Source organism: Bradyrhizobium sacchari, assembly GCF_002068095.1.
Lineage (GTDB): Bacteria > Pseudomonadota > Alphaproteobacteria > Rhizobiales > Xanthobacteraceae > Bradyrhizobium > Bradyrhizobium sacchari.
The window spans coordinates 32358-55455 of the sequence record NZ_LWIG01000056.1; the positions used below are offsets into that span (position 1 = coordinate 32358).

A 23098-nucleotide genomic window follows, 5' to 3' on the forward strand; every position below is an offset into this window, starting at 1 on the left:
GCGTGGCGCGCATTAGCGGAGTTACGCCTCGGCTGGAGTGCTGAGATCGATGCAACAGTACGTCGCATTGGTAAAATCGATATTTTGGATTGTACGCATTTACCGGATGGAAGCCTGGCTTAGGAACTCATTCCGCGGGAAGGAATCTTTGATGGATACACTGCGTTGTCGATAACGGTGAAGCCCGTTGATGCGCGGGGCGTCTGTCTCCAGGCCTGTGCTGACGATGTGACTAGCTAGCTCGGCCGAGAGGCGGCCTCCGCCCGCGGCCCTCGCGCCCTTTGCGGCGTCGCAGAAGCAGCCTTGCGACGATTTTTCAGCCCGATCGTTCGCGTTTCTGCCAGCCGGCAGGCGTCCTGCATCCGTTCAGCTACCAGCTCGGCGAGTGCGGCGTTTGAGACATCGACAAACCAAGCAGAAATCTGTCGAGGTTGTCGAAGCCTGCCCGTTCGTTGCGCACCTGTCGCTGTCTGCTCGAGAACAAAGATGCCAGGAATCTGACACAACGTTAGGTCCACTCCACAGTGACGTCGGCGTCTATGTAAAGTGTTTTCCCGTTGAGCATAGAGCCGCCACACTTCGCGCGCGGCACAAGAATTGCTGATGGCAAATGAGAAGTTACGCCGTCAGGTGGATTGAAGAAGACTTGTCACAGGAGTTCTCGATGAGGCTTGCGATGCAGTTCGTGCTCGCAGAAAGGACGTGCGTGAATTCGGCGGTCGCTACGAGCTGCCGAGCGACTAAATGGCTACCCGTGCCACATCGCTGGGGGAGCCGGACGTGCAGGCGATCACTGTCACGATACGGCGATCTGGGCTCGCGGGTGGGCTGACGCACATGGATGTCGATTCGTCAGAGATTTCGCAATCCATTGCGCTCACGATCGAGCTCGCTAGCGTGACGACCGTGATCCTCCTCATGATTGGTGTGCCCCTCGCTTGGTGGCTAGCGCGCTCAAAGACGTTTTTGAGCGAGGCGGTGGCGGCACTGATCACTCTTCCGCTGGTGCTACCCCCAACGGCTCTCGGCTTTTGCGTACTCGTTTTGCTCGGGCCCGACGGGCCGGGTGGCGTTCTTGCCTCTTTCTGGGGCGGGCGCACGCTAGCGTTTACCTTCGCAGGTATCGTGGTCGGATCGGTGCTCTCGGCGCTACCGTTGGTCGTGCACCCGATACGCAACGCCTTTGTTGCGATTGGCGATCACCCCTTGAAAATGACACCGCGCGTTTCGCCATTGTATGCCTTCATTGCCATCAGCGCGCCGCTGGCGCGACTGGAGCTTGCGAAAGCGGCGGTGTTTGGATTTTCTCATACGATCGGCACATTCGGCGTCGTGATGATGATCGGCGGCAATATTCCTGGACGGACCAAGGTGTTGTCGGCCTACGTCGTAGACTATGTCCAAGCGTCGCGCTGGCACGAGGCAAGCGTGGTTGCCGCTGGTATGGTGGTGTTCGCCGTTGCGACAATCTTCACCTTAGCCATCATCGACAGACATTCTACGAGGCGAGTCACCGAACCGTCCTAAGCTTGCCAACCAGACATATCACGAGCTTGTTATGGTCGCGGCGGCTGCTGGGATCGGCTTCAATTCAGTGCAGTCCGCGCCTCTGCCGAAGCGACGGCCGACGACGTCGGCGCTTCTCAGCAGCGCTTGCAAAGCTAGACGAGTTCTTCGCTCGCGAGATCGCGAGTAAACGCGTGCCGGGTGCGGTGGTTGCAATCGCCAGAGACGGCAAGCTGATCCACTACAAGGCGTACGGACAACTCGATCCTACAAGAGGAAGGTCGATGCGGCTCGATGCGATATTGGCGCTTGCTTCTATGACCAGACCGATGATCGCCGTTGCGGGGCTTATCCTCATGGAGCAAGGTCGCCTGCCTCTACCAGGCCAAGCTTACCGATTGCTCCCCCGAATTCGCAAATATGAAGGTGGGAGTGCCACAGCATGACGGCTCATTGAAATTGCAAACGCAGAGATCTCCGAACTTAATTCACGATCCTTATCGCCACACATCCGGGCTCCCTTATGGCCCGCGCCCTCCAACAGCTCAGACCAAGTGGCGCGTCTCTATCCCGATTTCGCTACTCCGCCACTAAGGGGCGATAAGCAGGCTTTCATCGAAGCCATTACCAAGCTGCCGCTAACGCACCAACCGGGAACGGAATTCGAATACGGCTTCTCGACCGATGTGCTGCGGGCTGTCGGGGAGCGGGTCAGCGAACAGCGATTGGGCGACTATCTCGCCGGCAACTTGTGGAAGCCTATCGAAATGCAAGATGCCACATTCCATCTGTCTGAATCGCAGCGCGAACGCTTCGCACGTCCATTTTCATGCGCCCCCCCTTACGGGAAAACCACAAGACATCGAGCATCCTCGAAAGCCAAACTAAGTTTGACTGCGGGGGAGCTTGCGCATTTGGGACCGTCGGTGACTACGTGCGCTTGGACAAATGCTGCTCAACGGCGGGGAGCTCGATGGGCGGCGCATTCTTGGTCAGAGGACGGTGCGCCACATGGTCTCCAACACATCGGGCCAGGGATCAAAAATAGAGTCGCAAATGTGGAGGCGCACCGTGCGGCTTCGGCTTCGGGCTCGGAGTGGCTGTACGCATGACCGAGGGGCGCTCGGCGGTTCCGCGAATCCTGGTGAGTTCACCTGGACCGGCGCCTACGGGACACAAGTTTTCTGCGACCCGAAAGAGCGTCTGGTCGCGGTGGTCGGGACGGCGGCGCCCGAAGAAATCCGGAAGTATTACCGCGAACAAGTACGATATATCGTCTATGCTGCGATTAGCTTCTTGCAGAAAGGCGCGATGAACCATTTTGTAGTAGGCAGGCAGCACTTTCCGCGCCGGACGGATTGCGCGATGAAGCCCCCCGGACCATAGCTTTAAACGTCCAGTCTGTCGCTCACAGCCCCGTAGCGATGCCGCGTAACGAGCCGCTTTGAACCAAAGGCAAATCGGATCGACCCAGACCTATAAAGCGAGTCAACGTACGCATCACGGCTCAGTGCATTGCATTCTCTATTCATCGCGCGACAGCCGCTTTCGCACGGGCTGCCTGCATAGTTGCGCCTGTGAGCGCTTTAACCCACCATTGATCAGAAATCGGCAAGTCTGATTGAGATGGGGCATGGCGGTGCCCGTCAGCTGACCCAATTGAATTCGACAATCGGCATGACGAGTGTCGCGGTTGTGTAGAGGCGTAGTCCCGTGCAGTGGTGAACCATCGTGCTGATCTGTTGAAGTGCTAACACGGACGTCCAAAACTAGACACCATTAGCGCGACAGATCGATGGCGCAGTTTCCTTGCACGCTGGCCGCGGTCGACAATCCGCGACATCTCGCAGCGTTGGCTTGCTATGTTTCAAGTGTTTCGCTTCGCTGGCCTGCTTCTTGCTGAACGTCACCAGTTCGTAACGGCTGACGACAACTCGCATGGAAGGGTTCATGGGTGATGCAACGGAAACTTTCTACAGCGTAATCAGACGTCAGGGTATCACGCGCCGTAGTTTCCACAAATTCTGCTGTTTGACCGCCGCGAGCTTGGGACTTAGTCCACTCACCGCAAGCAGTATTGCGCACGCCCTGGAGACCAAACCGCGTGTGCCTGTGATCTGGCTGCACGGGCTCGAGTGTACCTGCTGCTCGGAAAGTTTTATCCGCTCGGCCCATCCCTTGGTCAAAGACGCTCTGCTGTCGATGATTTCGCTCGACTATGACCACATGATCATGGCGGCGGCAGGACACCAGGCTGAGGCCATCCTGGAGGAAACTCGTGCCAAGTACAAAGGCAGGTATGTGCTCGCCGTTGAAGGCAATCCGCCGTTGAACGAGGGTGGCATGTTCTGCATTGAAGGCGGCAAGCCGTTCGTTGAAAAGCTCACGTCGATGGCGGAAGAGTCTATGGCGATCATCGCTTGGGGCACGTGCGCGTCCTGGGGATGCGTGCAGGCGGCCAAGCCAAATCCGACTGGCGCGGCGCCGATCGAAAAGGTGATCACCGACAGGCCGATTATCAAGGTGCCCGGGTGCCCGCCGATCGCAGAGGTTATGAGCGGCCTGGTGACTTTCATCACCATGTTCGGAAAGCTTCCGGAGCTCGATCGCCAAGGGCGTCCAAGCATGTTTTACTCCGAGCGCATTCACGATAAGTGCTATCGGCGGTCCCATTTTGACGCTGGCCAATTCGTCGAAGAGTGGGACGATACCAACGCACGCAAGGGCTATTGCCTGTACAAGATGGGCTGCAAGGGGCCAACCACCTACAACGCCTGTTCGGCCGTTCGGTGGAACGGCGGCGTCTCATTTCCCATTCAATCCGGCCACGGCTGCCTCGGCTGCTCCGAAGACGGCTTCTGGGATAAGGGGTCATTTTACGACCGACTCACAACCATCAAGCAGTTCGGCATCGAGGAGAACGCCGACCAGATCGGAATGGCCGCTGCCGGCGTGGTGGGACTGACCATCGCTGCCCATGCGGCGGCCACCGCGGTGAAGCGGTTGACCCATTCTCCGGATCGCTCTGCCCATAAAGGCAAACCGAGTTGAGGAGGGACGAGGGTGGCCGTCCAGACGCCGAATGGGTTCACTCTCGATCGTTCCGGCAGACGAATCGTTATCGATCCGCTGACGCGAATCGAGGGCCACCTGCGCATTGAAGCCAATCTTGATTCCGACAATGTAATCCGCAATGCGGTCTCAAGCGGGACGATGTGGCGCGGCATCGAAGTCATCCTGCGCGGGCGCAATCCGCGGGACGCGTGGGCGTTCACCGAACGGATCTGCGGGGTCTGCACCGGCACGCATGCGCTCACCTCCGTGCGCGCTGTTGAAAATGCACTAGGAGTTACGATTCCGGAGAATGCGAATTCGGTCCGCAACATCATGCAGCTGTGCCTGTTCGTGCATGATCACCTCGTACATTTTTATCACCTCCACGCGTTGGATTGGGTCGACGTGGTCTCCGCGCTCAAGGCCGATCCGAAGTCCACCTCTGCACTGGCGCAGTCTATCTCGCCCTGGCCGCAGGCATCCCCTGGCTATTTTAAGGATTTGCAGATCCGGCTCACCAAATTCTTCGGATCAGGGCAACTCGGTCCGTTCAAGAATGGCTATTGGGGGCATCCGGCCTACAAGCTGCCACCAGAAGCGAACCTGATGGTGGTAGCTCATTATCTGGAAGCGCTCGACTTCCAGAAGGAGATCGTCAAGATCCAAGCTATTTATGGTGGCAAGAACCCGCATCCAAACTGGCTGGTCGGTGGCGTGCCGTGCGCGATCAACATCGACGGAATCGGTGCGGTGGGCGCGATCAACATAGAGCGGCTGAACATCGTGTCCTCGATCATCGACCGCTCGATTGAGTTTGTCGAGCAGGTCTACCTGCCGGATATCGCCGCGATCTGCTCGTTCTATAAGGATTGGCTCCACGGCGGCGGCCTTTCAAGCAAAAGCGTGATGTCCTATGGCGACATCCCGGAAAATGCCAATGACTGTTCCACGGAGAGTTTCAAGCTGCCGCGCGGGGTTATTCTTGATGGCAATCTCAAGGAGATACTGCCGATCGACCATGGTGATCCCGAACAGATCCAGGAATTCGTTGCGCATTCATGGTATAAATACCCCAGCGATTGCTGCGGATTGCATCCCTGGGATGGTATCACCGAGCCGAGTTTTGAGCTTGGGTCAAAACTCAAAGGCAACAAGACGGATATCAAGGAACTCGACGAAGGCGGCAAGTATTCCTGGATCAAAGCGCCGCGCTGGCGCGGTCGCGCCGTGGAAGTCGGGCCGCTGGCGCGATACATCGTCGGTTATGCGCAAGGCAAAGCCGAGTTCAAGGAGCCCGCCGAGAGACTGCTCAAGGGGCTCAATCTTCCCGTGACTGCGCTGTTCTCGACGCTTGGCCGTACTGCGGCGCGAGCGCTTGAATGCCAGTGGGCGGCGCATCAGATGCGATATTTCCAGGATAAGCTCGTAATCAGCATCAAGGCAGGCAATACGGCAACTGCCAATGTCAGCAGGTGGAACCCGGAAAGCTGGCCCAAGGAGGCCAAGGGCTACGGGTTCACCGAGGCGCCACGCGGAGCGCTCGGGCACTGGATTAAGATCAAGGACGCTAAGATCGACAACTATCAATGTGTCGTGCCGACGACGTGGAACGGATCTCCTCGCGATTTCGAGGGCAATATTGGTGCTTTTGAAGCTTCCCTGATCGGTACCCCGATGGCCGATCCGCAGCGACCCCTGGAGATCTTGCGCACCATCCATTCCTTTGATCCGTGTTTGGCTTGCTCGACCCACGTGATGACTCCTGACGGCCAGGAAATGGCTTCAGTTAAAATTCGTTAGGTCTATGCTGAACAGGGCTCGGAAGCTACTTGCCGCCATCGATGCGGCACCGACTGGTCGCAGCATCGTCGGTGGCGTCGGCTACGTTTACGCGCCGGTTCGACTTTGGCATTGGGTTAATGCGGCGGCCATTCTCGTGCTGAGTTTAACCGGCTATCTTATTGGAACCGGGACACCCGCGACGTCGGGAGGGGCAAGCGGGAATTTTCTGTTCGGCTATATCCGCTTTGCTCATTTCTCCGCGGGATATGTGCTCAGCGCCGGTTTTCTTCTGCGCATCTACTGGGCCCTGGTGGGAGACGCGCATGCCATGCAGATCTTTTACGTGCCGCTTTGGCGCGGGTGCTTTTGGCGGGAGTTGTGCCACGAGATTCGCAGGTATGCGTTCCTTACGGTTGAGCCAGCGAGGGGCCTCGGGCACAACCGACTTGCTCAGCTCGCAATGTTCTTCATGTTTACGCAGACGATCACATTCATGGTCCTCACCGGCTTTGCACTTTATGGGCAAGGTGCCGGTACTGACAGCTGGCAGTACAAGGTGTTCGGCTGGGTGTTTTCATTCTTGCCGAACAGTCAGGACGTCCACACCTTGCATCATCTCGGCCTATGGGTGATCGTGATGTTCGTGCTGGTCCACATCTACGCGGTGATCCGGGAAGATATCATGTCGCGCCACAGCTTCTATTCTATATCCGGTGACCACGGGTTCGGCGATTGACTGGGAAGCGCATGCTCAGTCCGACAAACAAAAAACGGATCCTGGTGCTCGGCATCGGCAACATCCTATGGGCCGATGAGGGATTCGGTGTGCGTGTGGTCGAGGAGTTTCATCGCCGCTACGCCGTCGATGATAACGTCACCGTCCTCGATGGAGGCACCCAAGGGCTCTACCTCGTCAGTTTTCTTGAGCAGGCTGATCGTCTGATCGTGTTCGATGCCATCGACTATGGATTGCTGCCCGGGCAGTTGATGCTTGTACGAGATGACGAAGTCCCTAAATTCACTGGCGCCAGGAAAGTTAGCCTGCATCAGACTGGCTTTCAGGAGGTCTTGAGTGCGGCCGAGTTGCTTGGCCGCCGCCCGCGAGAGCTCGCTCTCATCGGCTGTCAGCCGTTTGACCTGGAGGATTGGGGCGGTCCTCTGACCGCGCCGGTGCGCTTTCAGATTGCCCCTGCGATTAAACTGGCTTGTAAACTCCTAGAGCAGTGGGGCTCGCCGGCAAAACTCCGGAGCCTGCCGCTGCCTGCATCAGAACGGCTGTTGGCGAACAATATTGACCATGCGAATTATGAGATGAGGGCGCAGCCGATCTAGCGGCTGCGAATGACCATGTGCCTTGGGTTGCCAATGACGATTGTCGAGACCGACGGTTTCACGGCGCTATGCGAGTATGGCAATGAACAGCGGCGCGTTTCAGTCATGCTGCTCGCCGATGTATCGGTTGGCGCGAAGGTGCTCGTTCATATCGACAGCGCGGTGCGGCTCTTGGACGAAAATGAGGCAAGGCTAATCTCGCGAGCACTTGACGGGCTTGAGGCCAGCCTCAACGGCCAGGACTGCGAACGCTTCTTTGCGGACTTGATCGGTCACAAGCCGCAATTGCCGGAGCACCTACGCTAACGGTTCCGCGCGCCGGTTGCGCCAACTGTTTGCTCACAAATCCGAATTCCGGTCGCACGTAACTTTGCCTAGAAAATGTCGGGCGCGTCGAGCCATTGGTTCGAGCGGGATCACGGCTAGAGGATGATTGGCATGCGCCTTGCTCACAGCCCTGCTAGCAGAACCTAGCATGATCAGAAAGGCGTGTGATGAAGTTGCAGCCGGCGCAGCATGGTCTGGCGCGACCCGCTCCGTCCGACGTAGAGGGAGTCCGCGTCGATGCGCGCCTGGCCGCGCACGCTCCCGTGAAGGGACCGCGATGCCGCTGTCGCCGGCCGATCACCTATATTTGCGCCCGATCATTCAGCTCGCGTTCTTCGTTGCCGGAATTTTCGAGGAGTTTCGGCGAGGCGTGCAAGGCGCAGCGACTTCGCGCGGCGTTAGTGGCGCACTGGTCGGCTGGCTTGGCCGGCGCGAACCGTGCGCCGGCAGCACTTCTTTAAGCAAGTGCATCGCCGCCCGATGCAGACAACGGAACATCGCATGAAAGCAGCGATCCCCTTCGACGGTGCCGACCGGGCGGCGAGCGACCTTGCCACTGGGTCTGGAAGTTTCGATGTATTGCATAGCCGCTCGGCGAGTGCGCTGGCGACGCGCGCTTGGCGGGACTGCGACGAGCGTGCAAGGAGTTATGCGAACGCCGCCTTGCTGCTATCGAATGCCGCTGCTGCCGTTGGGGAGCAGAGAAGCGGTGCTCCGACACAATTGTACGGACTCGCAAATCTCAGCGATGCCGAGCGCAAGCTGATTGGCGAATTACTCGGAGAAGGTGAGGTGGAGGGCGTGGTTGCGCTGCCAGATGGCTCTTTGGCGCAAATTCTGGAGTCCGTGCTTGCGGGAATCTGGCGCGTGCGCATCGGGACCGAGCCGGCGCACGAATATGTTGAGGTCGGAGCGATTCCGCAGATTGTCCGGCGCGCTGCAGCTGACCTGACGTCCGCCGATCTTGTGATCGGCACGGTGCCGGACGGCGCGATGAACGTGCGACCGGTGCTCGCAGAAATACGCGAGCGGGCGCGCGTCTGGCGGTTTGGTATGCATGCGCATGTTGTCAATCTCACGCTGCTGCCGATGAGCATTATCGACCTGACGTTCCTGCAGCAAAGCCTGGGCAATGGCCCGGTCCAACTCGTCTTCCGCGGCTACGGCACCTGCCGGGTGCAGGCGACCGGGGTCAGAAACGTCTGGTCAGTGCAGTTCTTCAATTCTACGGACAACATCATCCTTGATACGCTGGAGGTAGGGGGGGTGCCGATTGTTGCGTTGGCTGCCGACGAGGATTTCCAGGACTCTGCCGAACGAATGCAGGAAATGATCAAGGCGTACCTCACATGAAGAGCTCGGGCATTCGGCATCGGTTGGGATCCTGCAGACAGAGCGTGCGCATGGGCGACAGCTTGCGCGGCATGATGACGGAGCGGTGCGCATGAACCTCACTGCTCGCAACAAAATCGATGTCCGGGTATTGCTGGCTGCCGACGTAGTCGCCTCGGTCGAGATCCTGCCGCGAGTCCGGCCGCCGCTGGCGCGGGTGTTTGCCGGAAAGCCGGCCACGTCACTGCTCAATGTCCTGCCGCGGCTCTTCGCGTTATGTGCCGCCGCGCAGCAAACCGCACTGTTGTCCGCCATCGAGACGGCGCGTGACGAAGTGATCACCCGCGCAACAAAACAGCATCGTATTGCGCTTATCGTTACCGAGCGCATCACGGACTTGGCACGCGGCCTGTTTGTCGGACACCTTACGCAAGACGTCGCCAGTGCGGCGGCAATCCGCTCTCTGAGGTCGGAGTTGTCAGCGCTCGGTAGCGCCGCGCACCCGGTCTGGGGCTCCGCTCAACGCGAAGCAACGGCGGGGATTGCCGCTGCGCTGGCCGCGCTCGGCATGCCGCATGATGGTGACGCGCTGAAGTCCGGTAGCCCGCTGGCGCTTCACATTGCCGCGCTCAATGAGGTCGACCTGAAGGCAGTTCCGACGGAGCACTCGTTCTTGTCCGTTGCTGACGACCGCAACATCGCGAAACGGCTGCTCGTGGATGAGACATTTTGCTATTGTCCCGACCTCGACGGACATGTGCCCGAAACAGGGCCATGGGCGCGTCAAATGGCCCGTGAACGGCTCTCGCCGAGACCCTTCGGTGCGGTCGAGCGGCTGAGGGCCAGAATTGTTGAAATCCTCCGGCTATGCGCCTGGCTCGAGGCCGGCGCTCAGATTGAGGCCGCGGAGGATGGGATTATCGAAATATATAAGCTAGGTCCCGGCCGTGCAGCGGCCGCGGTCGAATGCTCCAGGGGCCGTCTCTACCACGCGGTTGAGCTTGATGCGCAGGGCCGGATATCCCGCTTCGAGTTCCTCGCGCCGACGGAGTGGAATTTCCACCGGCGCGGACCGGTGGTTCGGAACCTGGAGGGTGCGGTGCTGACTGCTCGACGAAGCCGAGATGCAGTCCATGCGGTGATTGCATCGCTAGATCCGTGCGTCGGGTTCACTCTCAATTTTCGCGAAGTTCGCGATGCATGAAATGGCGATTTGTCTTGGCATCATTCTGATCGTAGAGGAGGAGGTACGCCATCGATCCTCTTCGCGGGTGCGGAGCATCTGTCTAGAGATGGGAGCACTCAGTCATGCCGCGCCTGAAGCGATCAGGTTCTGCTTTGCTGTCGCCGCAAGGCGGACTGTTGCCGAGGGGGCGGCTCTTAATATCGTCGAACTGCCAGGCGTTGCCTGGTGCATGAGCTGTTCGAAGAGCGTCGAAATTGCACGGCGCGGTGAGTGCTGTCCTTGCTGCGGCAGTTATCAGTTGCAGGTAACCGCGGGCGAACAGATGCGCGTGAAAGAGCTGGAGATCGATTGATGTGTACCGTTTGTGGCTGCACCGAGGGGGCGCCGACCAATCACGCCAAGACAAATCATTCGGAGAGCCATGAGCGATGCGATGCCCATATGCAGGACGACTACAACCGCCATTCTGCCCTTCCGCAGCGCGACCAACGCCCGTCGCACGCTGGCGATAGTCATATTAGCCATCGTCGCTCAGCACATCAGCAGGCACATGGCTTGCAGGCGCTTCCAAGCGGCGGCGTCGGGCCGGCTGGCTTAAAGGTCGGGGGCGTGAGCAGAGAGCGGGTCATTGAGATCGAGCGCGACATTCTGGGCAAGAATAATGGGATTGCCGCGGTCAACCGCGCGCTCTTCGTTGCCGATGACCTGCTGGTATTTAATCTTTTGTCCAGTCCCGGCGCAGGTAAGACGACACTGCTGGCCCGCGCCGTGTCCGAGTTGAAGCGTAGGCGTCTGGTCGGGGTCATTGAAGGCGACCAGCAGACCTCGAACGATGCCGAACGTATTCGGGCGGCTGGCGTGCCGGCCGTTCAAGTCAATACCGGCAAGAATTGCCATCTCGATGCTGCTATGATTGGCGAGGCTTATCGCCACTTGCCGCCGCTCACAGGCGGTATTCTCTTCATCGAGAACGTCGGTAATCTGATCTGTCCCGCCGCCTTCGATCTGGGCGAGGCCTGCAAGATCGTAGTGTTTTCGATTACGGAAGGTGAAGACAAGCCGCTCAAATATCCTGATATGTTTGCCGCTTCGTCGCTCATGGTGATTAACAAGGTTGATCTGGCGCCGCTGCTTGATTTCGATTTGGGAAAGACCATCGAATACGCCAGACGCGTCAATCCAAAGATCGACGTGCTCGTCGTTTCGGCTCGTACTGGCGAGGGCTTTGGCGCGCTCTACGCCTGGATCGATAAACAGACGGGCGATCAGAGGCGCACCGTAGAGGACTCCAGGCTATGAGCGCCGCAGGCACGTGCGACCGAACACGGCTGCGCGTGCGCGTCAGCGGGGCAGTGCAAGGGGTCGGGTTTCGTCCTTACGTCTATGGACTCGCCACGCGGTACGGATTGGCCGGGTTTGTCATCAATGGCCCCGAGGGCGTTATCATCGAGGTCGAGGGCTGCCGTGCGTCGGAGTTTGTTGCAACGTTACCGCTTGAGGCGCCTCCATTGGCACGCATCGACCACATCTGCGTTCGGGAGACTGTGGCGCTCGCGGCGAAGGACTTTTCGATCGGCACGAGCGAAGGCGGCAGATTGTCAACGCAGATCATTGCTGACGCCGCGGTCTGCCCGCAATGCCTCGGGGAGCTATTCGATCCAGAAGATCGGCATTATCTTTACCCGTTTATCAGTTGCTGCCATTGCGGCCCACGCTACACCATCGCCGAACGGCTTCCGTACGATCGCGCTAACACCGTGATGAGCGCTTTTAGCTTGTGCGCCGCCTGCGCGGCCGACTATGCCGACCCGGCAAGCCGCAGGTTTCACGCGGAGGCGATCGCGTGTCCGACATGCGGTCCTCGGCTCAGCCACGGGATCAGCGCCATTGTCGCGGCCATCGCGGGGGGGCAGATCGTGGCGATAAAGGGGCTGGGCGGATACCAGCTTCTTTGCGATGCGCGCAATCAGGACGCGGTGCAGCGTTTGCGCCGCAGAAAGCGCCGCCTTCACAAGCCGTTCGCGGTTTTGGTCGCTTCCAAAGAGCGCGTTAGCGAGGTCGCGGAGGCGAACGCGTCCGAGCTTGCGCTGCTCGAATCCGTGGCACGTCCTATCGTCCTCCTGCCTTCGCGCAACAATCTGGCGCCCGCCATAGCGCCTGGGTTATCGCGAGTGGGTGTCATGCTGCCCGTCGTGCCGCTGCATCACCTCATCTTCCATGGGCTTCGCGCGACGGGGGCTCGTGTGGGGTCTGGCCCGGTCATTGTCGCCACCAGTGCCAATCTTTGCGGCGAACCGCTCCTGATTGACAATGCGCAGGCGCTGCGGCACCTCAAGGGGATCGCCGACCTTGTCGTGACCCATGATCGCGATATCTTGACGCGCGCTGATGATTCCGTGGTTTCGGTGGTGGCTGGCCGGCCGCAATTCATTCGTCGTGCCCGTGGCTATGTTCCCGAGCCGATCCGGCTTGCGAGGTCCGTCCCGCCCGTGCTCGCCGTCGGTGGCGCACTGAAATCGACCGTCACCATCACGCGTGACAATCAAGCGTTCGTCTCTCAGCATATTGGCGATCTAAATACGGCCGAGGGAATCCGTGCGTTCGAGAAGACGATCCGACATCTCACATCGAGCCTTGACGTGGAGCCCATCCTCATCGCCCATGATCTGCATCCCGATATGGCTTCTACCCGGTTTGCGGAAGAAAATGCTCGCGCGCTGGTCGCCGTCCAGCATCACCACGCACACGCTGCCGCAGTCATCGCCGAGCATGGCCATGAGGGACCTGCGATTGCCCTGGTGCTCGATGGCCATGGCTTTGGCGCCGACGGCGGCAACTGGGGTGGCGAACTATTGTTGTGCGAAGGGACGAGGTCACGACGCATCGGGCACTTAGCGCCCCTGCAAATGCCTGGTGGAGATCGCGCGGCGCGCGAGCCGTGGCGCATGGCGAGCGCAGTATTACACGGGCTCGGCCGAGGTAACGAAATCGGGCAGCGCTTTGCTGCACAAAGGCAAGCCGGATGTGTGTCGGCCTTGCTCGATCAGCCGGACGGGCCCACCACGACCAGTGCGGGCCGGTTATTCGACGCGGCCGCGGCGCTGCTGGGGATCGCGAATCTGCAGAGCTATGAGGGCGAAGCAGCGATGAAGCTCGAAGCGCTGGCGCGGCGGACTGCGGTTCTCGAAACCGGCTGGACAATCGATGGCGGCGTGCTGTCGCTTCGTCCGCTGTTTTCGCGGTTGATTGCTGATGACATTGACGCCCCAGGCGGAGCCGGGCTGTTTCACGGCACCTTCGCCGCCGCCTGCGTTGACTGGGTCATGCGCTCTGCGCGAACAACCGGCGTTAACACCGTCGTTCTGAGCGGCGGCTGCTTCCTGAACGCGGTGTTGGCGCACGAAATCCCACGCGCTTGCAGCGCTGCCGGTCTTACACCGCTGGTGCCACGGCGGCTGCCGCCTAATGATGGCGGTCTGAGCCTTGGCCAGGCCTGGATTGCTGCTCTACAGATTGTTCAACAGTCGGGCGCCAGGGCAGGAAGTGCTTGATATGTGTCTTTCAGTTCCGGCAAAGATCGCGAAAATTCTTCCCAACGACATGGCCGTCGTGTCCATCGATGGCATCAGCCTGGAGATATCGATTGCTCTCATCGAAGAGATCAACGTTGGCGATTTCGTCCTTGTCCATGTCGGCTATGCGCTGGCCAAGATCGATCCGTCGGAAGCTAAGCGCACGCTGCAGCTTCTGCAGGAGCTAGGCAGCGCTGGGCAGGAATGCCGATCATGAAATATTCTGACGAATTTCGCGACAAGACCATCGCACAGCGACTTGCGCGTGCGATTGACGCTGAGGTCAGTTCGCAAAGAGCCTATCGGTTCATGGAATTTTGCGGTGGACACACTCACGCGATCTCTCGCTACGGCCTGGAGGATCTGCTGCCCGCGAACGTCCGGATGATCCACGGGCCCGGTTGTCCCGTCTGCGTTCTGCCCGCGAGCAGAATCGACATGGCGATTCGGCTCGTGGACCGACCAGAAGTCACTCTGTGCGTTTACGGCGACCTGATGCGCGCGCCCGGGTCCCAAGGACGTTCCCTGTTGCGAGCCAAAGCGCTCGGCGCCGACATTCGGATGGTATACTCGACCCTCGACGCAATCCGGCTCGCCGAACAGTCGCCGGGCCGCCAGACAGTCTTCTTTGCCATCGGATTTGAGACCACGACGCCCCCGACGGCAGTCATGATCCGAATTGCCGAGAATATGCGATTGAAGGGGCTTAGCGTGTTCTGCAATCACGTGCTTACACCCTCTGCGATGCACAGCATTCTCGAGGACCCGAAGATCCGCAACACCGGGGGAGGTCCAATTGACGGCTTTATCGGGCCTGCACATGTCAGCACCATTATCGGTACACAGGCTTACGAGCCGCTAGCGGAACAGTTCGAGAAGCCGATCGTGATCGCGGGATTTGAACCTCTCGACGTGATGCAGGCTATCCTAATGCTGGTGCGGCAGGTGAACCAAGACCGCTACGAGGTAGAAAATCAATACAGCCGGGCAGTGACACGCGAAGGAAATCGGCGTGCCAAGAACTGGATGTCGCAGGTGTTCGAATTACGTGAGCAGTTTGAATGGCGTGGGCTTGGATTCGTACCCAACAGCGGACTGAAGCTGAACCGGGCTTACGAGAGATTCGACGCTGAGACACGTTTTGCGCTCCACGACATGCCTGTCGCAGACAATCCGGCGTGCGAGTGCTACGCGATCCTGCGTGGCGCCAAGCGGCCCGTCGAGTGCAAGTTGTTTGGAACCGTCTGCACGCCGCAAACTCCCGTAGGAGCCTGCATGGTGTCATCAGAAGGGGCTTGTGCGGCGTATTGGACCTATGGCCGAGTTCGCGATGAACACTTGAGGCAGACGTCATGAGCGTGAAAGCCCATCAAAGCAAGCTCGACGTGGAGGACGGACGAATTGATCTTTCCCACGGATACGGAGGGCGTGCTATGGCACAGCTGATCTCCGGACTTTTTCACCAAGCCTTTGGTAATGAATGGCTCGCCCGCTGCAATGATCAGTCGGCGTTTGACGTTGCGGCAGGCAGGATGGTGATGACCACCGACGGCTATGTGGTTTCGCCGCTGTTCTTTCCCGGCGGCAATATCGGGTCCCTGGCTGTGCACGGCACGATCAATGATGTCGCGATGTCCGGCGCGCGTCCACTCTATTTGTCAGCCAGCTTCATCATCGAGGAGGGTTTTCGGCTTTCCGATCTGAAGGCGGTCGCGGATTCGATGGGAACGGCGGCGCGAGGGGCCGGCGTTTACATCATTGCCGGGGACACCAAGGTCGTCGAGCGGGGCAAGGCGGATGGTCTGTTCATCTCTACCACGGGGATCGGGCTTGTGGCCGGTGGGCTCGATCTTTCGGCCGACAAGGCAAGGGTCGGGGATCGTGTGCTGCTGTCAGGTAGCCTCGGCGATCATGGGGTGGCGATCATGTCAAAACGTCAGAATGCCGCTTTTCAAACGGAAATCGTCTCGGACTCAGCAGCGTTGCATAATCTCGTAGCGGTCATGGTTGCCGCAGGTGGTGGCGGCATCCGGGTGATGCGCGACCCCACGCGCGGTGGGCTCGCTGCTGCTCTCAACGAGATTGCGCATCAATCCGATCTCGGGTTTCATCTGCAGGAATCAACCATTCCGGTGAAGCCCGCGGTTGCGGCTACCTGCGAGCTCCTTGGACTCGATCCGATCCATGTCGCCAACGAGGGCAAGCTCGTCGCGATCGTGGCGCCTGATTCGGCCGATGGCGTGCTTGCAGCCATGAAGGCGCACCCGCTCGGGTCCGATGCAGCTGATATTGGCGAGGCGGTGGCTGACGACCAGAAATTTGTGCAGATGGGCACCGATTTCGGCGGCCGACGAATCGTCGACTGGCTGTGGGGCGAACAATTGCCTCGCATCTGTTGAACCGGCTTCGAATCATCCACCTTTTGGAAGCCAAATTACGATCAAATGGTCATTAGCCACCAGCTCCGGAAGCGCTTCGATTGACCGGCAATTCCGTCTAACTGGCAAATTGCTTCGCTGTTTGAGAATTGGCGAGGCTGGATTTCGGTTGTTAGCTTTCGGCGAGCCGAGAACGCAATTCGAAACGGATCATCGCTCTCGCGCAATTTCGAGGGTAAAACTCAGCGGCCATGGTCCCACGAATCCGCTCGGTACCCGTGGGTTGGAAATCCTGCGAAGCCGGTCAAACATTGCTGAATTCCTGCGCAATTTCACCGGTTGCGTCGCGATATCGCTACGCGGTTCCGATAAGAAAGCGCGTCAGGTAGGGAGTTTTCAAAATGAAGGTCGGAGTCCCTAAGGAAATCAAGGCGCACGAATATCGCGTGGGCCTTACCCCTGGAGCTGCCCGCGAATACGTGGCAGCGGGCCACGGCGTGATGATCGAAACCAACGCCGGCGCTGGCATCGGGGCAACCGATGAGGATTATCGCGCTGTTGGTGCAACGATTCTAACTTCCGCAGCTGAGGTATTCGCATCGAGCGAGATGATCGTAATGGTTAAGGAGCCACAGCCCACCGAATGGTCTCAGCTGCGGGAGAATCAGATCCTGTTCACTTATCTGCATCTGGCCCCCGACGCGGATCAGGCCACCGGCTTATTGGAATCTGGATGCACCGCGATCGCCTATGAGACCGTAACTGATGTGCATGGTGGTCTTCCACTGCTGGCGCCCATGAGCGAGGTGGCGGGTAGACTTGCGATCGAAGCGGCGGGTAGCGCGTTAAAGCGGAGTGCAGGCGGACGAGGGCTGTTGATCGGTGGGGTGCCCGGTGTTCAGCCTGCCCGTATCGTGGTGATCGGAGGTGGCGTGGTTGGTACGCATGCGGCACGCATGGCGGTCGGTCTGGGCGCAGAGGTCACCATCATCGATCGCTCGATACTCCGGCTCCGCGAGTTGGACGAGCTATTCGAAGGGCGCGTTCGCACCAGGTTTTCGACCATCGATTCCCTGGAGGAAGAGGTATTTGCGGCGGACGTGGTGATTGGCGCGGTGCTCGTTCCAGGTGCGAGCGCGCCGAAGCTGGTTCGCCGGAGCATGCTGAGCTCGATGCGCAAGAGGGCGGTACTCGTAGACGTCGCCATCGATCAGGGCGGCTGCTTTGAGACATCGCACCCGACCACTCACGCTGATCCAACTTACGAAGTGGACGGGGTCATTCATTATTGCGTGGCCAATATGCCCGGCGCCGTGCCGCTCACCTCGAGCCAGGCACTGAATAATGCGACCCTGCCGTTTGGTTTGGCTCTGGCCAATAAGGGTTTTTCCGCCGTGCTCGAAAATCCACATTTGCGCGCAGGCCTCAACGTCCATCGGGGCCGGCTAACCTACAAAGCGGTGGCCGAAAGCCTCGGGCTGCCCTTCTCACCGATCGAACAGGCTGCGGCCTGATCCCAGAGGCCCTCATGGGCGTTTCCTCCCTGACTTAGGCCACCCTTCGGGGTGGCTTTTTTTCGGCTCCATCGATCTGCTGAGCGCCGCTGGCATCTACTTGGAGCGCGGAGCAAAGCGGAGGATCGCCCAGACGAACGCCTGGCTTCAGTCGCCTGTACGATGGGACCACAATGTACTTCACCCCATACAGCGCCTATGAATGCCGGTGTTGCCGGATAGTCCAAGGCAATTGAGCATGCGTCGCGGGCCCCAGGGGGACGCCTATTTCCGGAGCGACTTTATCTGGAGCGATCGCCGCGGCCTACCCGACTGGCTGCAATGCGCGGACCGAGATGAGTCCCGGTATGCGCACATCACGCATCGAGATCAAGCTGCTGTCGAGCCCGTTGTCGGATTTGCGACACCGTGTCGTGGCGGCGACTTGCGTTATGGAAAATACTGAAGACTAATCAAGCTCAAACCGTCTGGCACAAGACTTGATAGCAAGGAACTGTCCCGCACGTCTGCTCATGGAATCGCAGTGATGGCCTACAAGATAATCGCATCTCAGTGCACCGTCTGCGGTGCGTGTGAGTTCGAGTGTCCCAATGCCGCGATCAGCCTGAAGAACGACATATATGTGATCAATCCGTCCCAGTGTACCCAATGTGAGGGCCATTTTGACGGGCCGCAATGCGCCGTCGTTTGCCCGGTGCCCGATACATGCGTCCCGGCAAAGGTGGGGTAACATTGTGCCATGGCACCTACGCAGGGAACGACTCGGCGCAGTGATCACAAGGGCGGCGGCGGATGATGACGCCAATTTCTTGCTCGATGATTTTGAGCGGCTCCTAAGCCCGCGCAGCACAATGGTTGCAATCATACAAATGTCGAACTGCTCTGTTCCGTGCTGCCGGTGAAAGACGCGGTGAAGACGCACATGCCCGCCGTATCCAAGTGCTGGTCGACGGCTCGCAAGGATACGTCCTGACCGCCGACGTCTGCGACATCGACTGTGATTTCTACGTCATGACCGGCCACAAACTCTTTGGTCCGACTGGGATTGGTGTGCTTTGCGGCAAGTCTGCACATCTGGCATCGATTCCGCCCTTCGATGGCGGCGTGGACATGATCCGCGAGGTCTCGCGTTCGGGTGCCATTCATGGCAATCCGCCACACCGCTTCGAAGCGGGTACGCCGCCAATCGTCGAAGCCATCGCTCTAGGCGCGGATATCGATTGCATCGATTCAATAGGCGAGCGGCAGATCCGCAGGCAATAGAACGTACTGCTCGCTTACGCGCAGGAGCAGCTGGCCGACATCAACTTCGGGCGCATGATCGGGACTCGGGCCGAGAAGGGGCCGATCATTCGCTTTGATGCGGAGGGTATGCATGGGCATGATATTGCCACCTTCGTCGAGCGCGCCGGTGTAGCGGGGCGGGCGCGCCGTGTGATTCCGCTGCTTAAGCAATTCGGCGTGCTGGCGACGTGCCTTGTGTCCTTTGACTTTACAATACACGCGAAGAAGTCGATGTGCTCGTGCGCGCCCTGCAGGCGCGGCAGCTACTCTCGGCGAGCCTACGACGTTCATGCGGCGAGGCCGCTCCCATAGAGCTCTGGGAGGATGAGATCGTGCACTTCATCACAATTGCAGGAGGTGAGCACTCAGTAAGCATAGATTGCTTGTCTAGCCTCTGTCGGTCAGCCGGCGTTGCAGCCGCCGTCCGCCTTCGATCGCAGAGTACTGCGGTGCCGGATACGCTCGAGAACTGCGCAGAAAGTTTCAAACATAGCCCGCCCTGTTCCATTTCGAACAGGCCCAAACCAAGAGTTCTCTGCGCAAAGCGCGCTGTCGGATTCGCAACAACACCCCTTTCATCGCCGAGGCGCGCTAAGCGACTCTGATTGTTTGGTTTTTTGTGCTCGCGAGACGCTGGCATGCTGGTTGCAAGAGTCTTGGGTCAAGAAGCCGCCCTCGCAACAGCTAACCTTGAAGGACATCAGATGAGTCTCGCCACGACCCAGAGCACCGCAGAAACCAGGGCTCGCAACAAAGAGCTGATCGAGGAGGTGCTGAAGGTCTATCCAGAAAAAACCGCGAAACGGCGCGCCAAGCACCTCAACGTTCACCAAGCCGGCAAGTCAGACTGCGGGGTGAAGTCCAACATCAAATCCATACCTGGCGTGATGACGATCAGAGGCTGCGCCTATGCAGGGTCAAAGGGGGTGGTCTGGGGGCCCATCAAGGACATGGTTCACATCAGCCATGGCCCGGTCGGTTGCGGTCAGTATTCGTGGGGCTCGCGACGCAACTATTACGTTGGCACGACGGGCATCGACAGCTTCGTGACTCTGCAGTTCACCTCCGACTTCCAGGAAAAGGATATCGTATTCGGCGGAGACAAGAAGCTGGACAAAGTCCTTGATGAAATCCAGGAGCTGTTTCCACTCAACAACGGCATCACGATACAATCTGAATGCCCGATAGGATTGATCGGCGACGATATCGAGGCGGTGTCACGAGCGAAATCTAAGGAATATGGGGGCAAGACCATCGTTCCGGTCCGTTGTGAGGGCTTCCGGGGCGTGTCGCAGTCACTAGGCCATCACATCGCTAACGATGCGGTGCGCGATTGGATTTTCGGTCATCTCGAGGGCGACGGCAAACCAAAGTTCGATCCGACGCCGTACGATGTTGCGATCATCGGAGACTACAATATCGGCGGCGACGCCTGGTCATCACGAATTCTGCTGGAGGAGATGGGCCTGCGCGTGATCGCGCAGTGGTCCGGCGACGGTTCGCTGGCTGAGCTCGAAGCAACGCCGAAGGCAAAGCTCAACATTCTGCATTGCTATCGCTCGATGAACTACATCTCACGGCACATGGAAGAGAAGTTCGGTATCCCCTGGTGCGAGTACAATTTCTTCGGACCGTCAAAGATCGCAGAATCGCTGCGCAGGATTGCGGGTTATTTCGACGACAAGATCAAGGAAGGCGCCGAGCGGGTGATCGAGAAGTACGAGCCCCTCGTGAACGCGGTGATCGCCAAATATCGCCCGCGCCTGGAGGGCAAGACGGTGATGCTGTACGTCGGCGGACTCCGTCCGCGTCATGTTATTGGCGCGTATGAGGACCTTGGCATGGAAGTAATTGGCACGGGATACGAGTTCGGTCACAACGACGACTATCAGCGCACAGCTCAGCACTACGTGAAGGACAGCACGCTCATCTATGATGACGTCAATGGCTATGAGTTCGAGCGCTTCGTCGAAAAGCTCCAGCCTGACCTTGTCGGCTCGGGCATCAAAGAAAAGTACGTTTTCCAAAAGATGGGCGTTCCGTTCCGGCAGATGCATTCGTGGGACTATTCGGGTCCATATCACGGCTATGACGGCTTTGCGATCTTCGCGCGCGACATGGATATGGCGGTCAACTCGCCGGTTTGGAAGAAAACGACGGCCCCCTGGAAGGAAGCTTCGAGCGTCAAGCTCCAGGCTGCCGAATAAAGCAACTCATCTCGCTTTCTCGGAAAGCCGGGGCGATACCAATCTCGATAGTGAAGGATTTTACCAATGGCGCAGAGTGCCGAGCGCGTGCTCGATCATGTCGAACTGTTCCGCGGTCCAGAATACCAGCAGATGCTGGCCAAAAAGAAGATATTCGAGAATCCTCGCGATCCCGCCGAGGTCGAGCGTATCAAGGAATGGACGAAAACCGCCGAATACCGCGAAAAGAACTTTGCGCGGGAGGCGCTAGCGGTAAATCCGGCCAAAGCTTGCCAGCCGCTCGGCGCCGTATTTGCCTCTGTTGGGTTTGAGCGCACGTTGCCGTTCGTCCACGGCTCGCAGGGCTGCGTGGCCTATTACCGCAGTCATTTGTCGCGACACTTCAAGGAGCCTAGCTCCTGTGTCTCTTCATCAATGACGGAAGACGCCGCCGTATTCGGCGGTCTGAACAACATGATCGACGGGCTCGCGAACAGCTACAACATGTACAAGCCCAAGATGATTGCGGTTTCCACAACCTGCATGGCAGAGGTGATCGGCGATGACCTCAACGCCTTCATCAAGACGTCGAAAGAAAAAGGCTCGGTTCCGGCGGAATTCGACGTGCCATTCGCCCACACGCCGGCGTTCGTCGGCAGTCACGTCACTGGTTATGACAATGCGCTCAAGGGCATTCTGGAGCATTTTTGGGACGGAAAGTCCGGAACAGCGCCGAAGCTGGAGCGCAAACCGAATGGTGCGATCAACATCATTGGTGGGTTCGATGGCTATACCGTCGGTAACCTTCGCGAGATCAAGCGCATCCTGGAATTGATGGACATCGACCACACGGTTCTCGCCGACAATTCTGAAGTGTTCGATACTCCGACAGACGGCGAATTCCGGATGTATGACGGTGGTACCACGCTAGAGGATGCGGCGAACGCGATTCACGCCAAGGCGACTATCTCCATGCAGCAGTGGTGCACGGAAAAAACGCTGACATTCGTGGCGGAGCATGGCCAGGACGTTGTATCCTTCAACTACCCGGTGGGCTTATCGGCAACTGATGACTTTATCGTCGCGCTGTCACGCATCAGCAGCAAGGAGATTCCCGAGCAACTCGCGCGAGAACGTGGCCGCCTGGTTGATGCCATCGCCGACTCCAGCGCCCATGTTCATGGCAAGAAGTTCGCGATCTATGGCGACCCGGATGTTTGCTATGGATTGGCTGCGTTTCTGCTCGAACTCGGCGCCGAGCCGACCCATGTGCTTTCCACGAACGGCAACAAAGCGTGGCAGGAGAAAATGCAGGCGCTGCTTGCAAGCTCGCCATTCGGGCAGGGCTGCCAAGCCTATCCGGGCCGAGACCTCTGGCATATGCGCTCGCTCTTGTTCACCGAGCCAGTCGATTTTCTGATTGGAAACACCTACGGGAAATACCTGGAGCGTGATACCGGAACGCCACTGATCCGCATCGGCTTTCCGATTTTTGATCGGCATCACCATCACCGCTCGCCCGTATGGGGCTATCAGGGCGGTCTGAATGTACTGGTGAAGATCCTGGACAAGATTTTCGATGAGATCGACAAGAAGACCAACGTTCTTGGAAAGACGGACTACAGCTTCGACATCATTCGTTGAT

General features: G+C 58.8%; 21 protein-coding genes and 1 pseudogene. All 22 read left to right on the forward strand.

Translation table 11 applies throughout. From position 1 onward, the window contains the following. Nucleotides 1-837 precede the first annotated feature (837 nt). The 22 genes and pseudogenes from A5906_RS34845 to nifK all read left to right on the forward strand — a co-directional run bounded on the left by A5906_RS34845 (nucleotide 838) and on the right by nifK (nucleotide 23097). Entirely contained in the window at nucleotides 838-1527 is a 690-nt protein-coding gene (locus A5906_RS34845; protein WP_167523704.1) for a molybdate ABC transporter permease subunit, read from the forward strand. 185 nt (nucleotides 1528-1712) lie between these two features. Then, nucleotides 1713-1952, forward strand: a complete 240-nt coding sequence (locus A5906_RS46510; RefSeq protein ID WP_430642439.1) for a serine hydrolase — start codon at nucleotides 1713-1715, stop codon at nucleotides 1950-1952. 108 nt (nucleotides 1953-2060) lie between these two features. Next, nucleotides 2061-2618, forward strand: a complete 558-nt coding sequence (locus A5906_RS46515) for a serine hydrolase (protein ID WP_430642436.1) — start codon at nucleotides 2061-2063, stop codon at nucleotides 2616-2618. 838 nt (nucleotides 2619-3456) lie between these two features. Next, nucleotides 3457-4557 carry a hydrogenase small subunit gene (locus tag A5906_RS34855; protein ID WP_080139681.1) on the forward strand — a complete coding sequence of 367 codons (1101 nt, stop codon included), beginning with the start codon at nucleotides 3457-3459 and terminating at the stop codon, nucleotides 4555-4557. Between the two features lie 12 nt (nucleotides 4558-4569). Further along, on the forward strand, nucleotides 4570-6360 hold the full coding sequence (locus tag A5906_RS34860) for a nickel-dependent hydrogenase large subunit (RefSeq protein WP_080139637.1): 1791 nt from the start codon (nucleotides 4570-4572) through the stop codon (nucleotides 6358-6360). 4 nt (nucleotides 6361-6364) lie between these two features. Further along, nucleotides 6365-7078, forward strand: a complete 714-nt coding sequence (cybH, locus tag A5906_RS34865; protein ID WP_080139638.1) for a Ni/Fe-hydrogenase, b-type cytochrome subunit — start codon at nucleotides 6365-6367, stop codon at nucleotides 7076-7078. 11 nt (nucleotides 7079-7089) lie between these two features. After that, complete coding sequence (locus A5906_RS34870) at nucleotides 7090-7674, forward strand: HyaD/HybD family hydrogenase maturation endopeptidase (RefSeq protein ID WP_080139639.1); 585 nt, start codon at nucleotides 7090-7092, stop codon at nucleotides 7672-7674. Nucleotides 7675-7689: 15 nt separating this feature from the next. Beyond that, a complete protein-coding gene (locus A5906_RS34875) occupies nucleotides 7690-7980 on the forward strand; it encodes a HypC/HybG/HupF family hydrogenase formation chaperone (RefSeq protein WP_080139682.1) in 291 nt (96 codons plus the stop codon). Nucleotides 7981-8502: 522 nt separating this feature from the next. Then, a complete protein-coding gene (locus A5906_RS34880; RefSeq protein ID WP_080139640.1) occupies nucleotides 8503-9354 on the forward strand; it encodes a hydrogenase expression/formation protein in 852 nt (283 codons plus the stop codon). Nucleotides 9355-9445: 91 nt separating this feature from the next. Beyond that, nucleotides 9446-10537, forward strand: coding sequence for a hypothetical protein (locus A5906_RS43380; protein WP_080139641.1), 1092 nt, complete (start codon nucleotides 9446-9448; stop codon nucleotides 10535-10537). After that, nucleotides 10530-10871 (forward strand): hydrogenase maturation nickel metallochaperone HypA, encoded by a 342-nt coding sequence (hypA, locus tag A5906_RS34890; RefSeq protein ID WP_080139642.1) that lies wholly within the window; start codon nucleotides 10530-10532, stop codon nucleotides 10869-10871. The genes A5906_RS43380 and hypA overlap by 8 nt, the downstream gene beginning before the upstream one ends. Then, nucleotides 10871-11818, forward strand: coding sequence for a hydrogenase nickel incorporation protein HypB (hypB, locus tag A5906_RS34895; RefSeq protein WP_080139643.1), 948 nt, complete (start codon nucleotides 10871-10873; stop codon nucleotides 11816-11818). Before hypA ends, hypB begins: the two co-directional genes overlap by 1 nt. Further along, on the forward strand, nucleotides 11815-14070 hold the full coding sequence (hypF, locus tag A5906_RS34900; RefSeq protein ID WP_080139644.1) for a carbamoyltransferase HypF: 2256 nt from the start codon (nucleotides 11815-11817) through the stop codon (nucleotides 14068-14070). The genes hypB and hypF overlap by 4 nt, the downstream gene beginning before the upstream one ends. 1 nt (nucleotide 14071) lies before the next feature. Then, on the forward strand, nucleotides 14072-14308 hold the full coding sequence (locus A5906_RS34905; protein WP_080139645.1) for a HypC/HybG/HupF family hydrogenase formation chaperone: 237 nt from the start codon (nucleotides 14072-14074) through the stop codon (nucleotides 14306-14308). Continuing rightward, nucleotides 14305-15447: a hydrogenase formation protein HypD gene (gene hypD, locus A5906_RS34910; protein WP_080139646.1), complete on the forward strand. Its 1143-nt coding sequence runs from the start codon at nucleotides 14305-14307 to the stop codon at nucleotides 15445-15447. Before A5906_RS34905 ends, hypD begins: the two co-directional genes overlap by 4 nt. Continuing rightward, nucleotides 15444-16490: a hydrogenase expression/formation protein HypE gene (hypE, locus tag A5906_RS34915; RefSeq protein WP_080139647.1), complete on the forward strand. Its 1047-nt coding sequence runs from the start codon at nucleotides 15444-15446 to the stop codon at nucleotides 16488-16490. The genes hypD and hypE overlap by 4 nt, the downstream gene beginning before the upstream one ends. 380 nt (nucleotides 16491-16870) lie before the next feature. After that, nucleotides 16871-17983: an alanine dehydrogenase gene (ald, locus tag A5906_RS34920; protein WP_080139648.1), complete on the forward strand. Its 1113-nt coding sequence runs from the start codon at nucleotides 16871-16873 to the stop codon at nucleotides 17981-17983. 526 nt (nucleotides 17984-18509) lie between these two features. Then, entirely contained in the window at nucleotides 18510-18713 is a 204-nt protein-coding gene (locus A5906_RS34925; protein ID WP_080139649.1) for a 4Fe-4S binding protein, read from the forward strand. Nucleotides 18714-18753: 40 nt separating this feature from the next. Continuing rightward, nucleotides 18754-18885: a hypothetical protein gene (locus tag A5906_RS46250; protein WP_347337631.1), complete on the forward strand. Its 132-nt coding sequence runs from the start codon at nucleotides 18754-18756 to the stop codon at nucleotides 18883-18885. A 37-nt stretch (nucleotides 18886-18922) separates the two neighbouring features. Continuing rightward, a pseudogene (locus tag A5906_RS34930) lies at nucleotides 18923-19579 on the forward strand (aminotransferase class V-fold PLP-dependent enzyme). Nucleotides 19580-19971: 392 nt separating this feature from the next. Next, the gene (gene nifD, locus A5906_RS34935; protein ID WP_080139650.1) at nucleotides 19972-21474 is read left to right on the forward strand and encodes a nitrogenase molybdenum-iron protein alpha chain; all 1503 of its coding nucleotides are present in this window, start codon (nucleotides 19972-19974) and stop codon (nucleotides 21472-21474) included. A 66-nt stretch (nucleotides 21475-21540) separates the two neighbouring features. Then, nucleotides 21541-23097 carry a nitrogenase molybdenum-iron protein subunit beta gene (gene nifK / locus A5906_RS34940; RefSeq protein WP_080139651.1) on the forward strand — a complete coding sequence of 519 codons (1557 nt, stop codon included), beginning with the start codon at nucleotides 21541-21543 and terminating at the stop codon, nucleotides 23095-23097. The last annotated feature ends 1 nt before the right edge of the window (nucleotide 23098 follow it).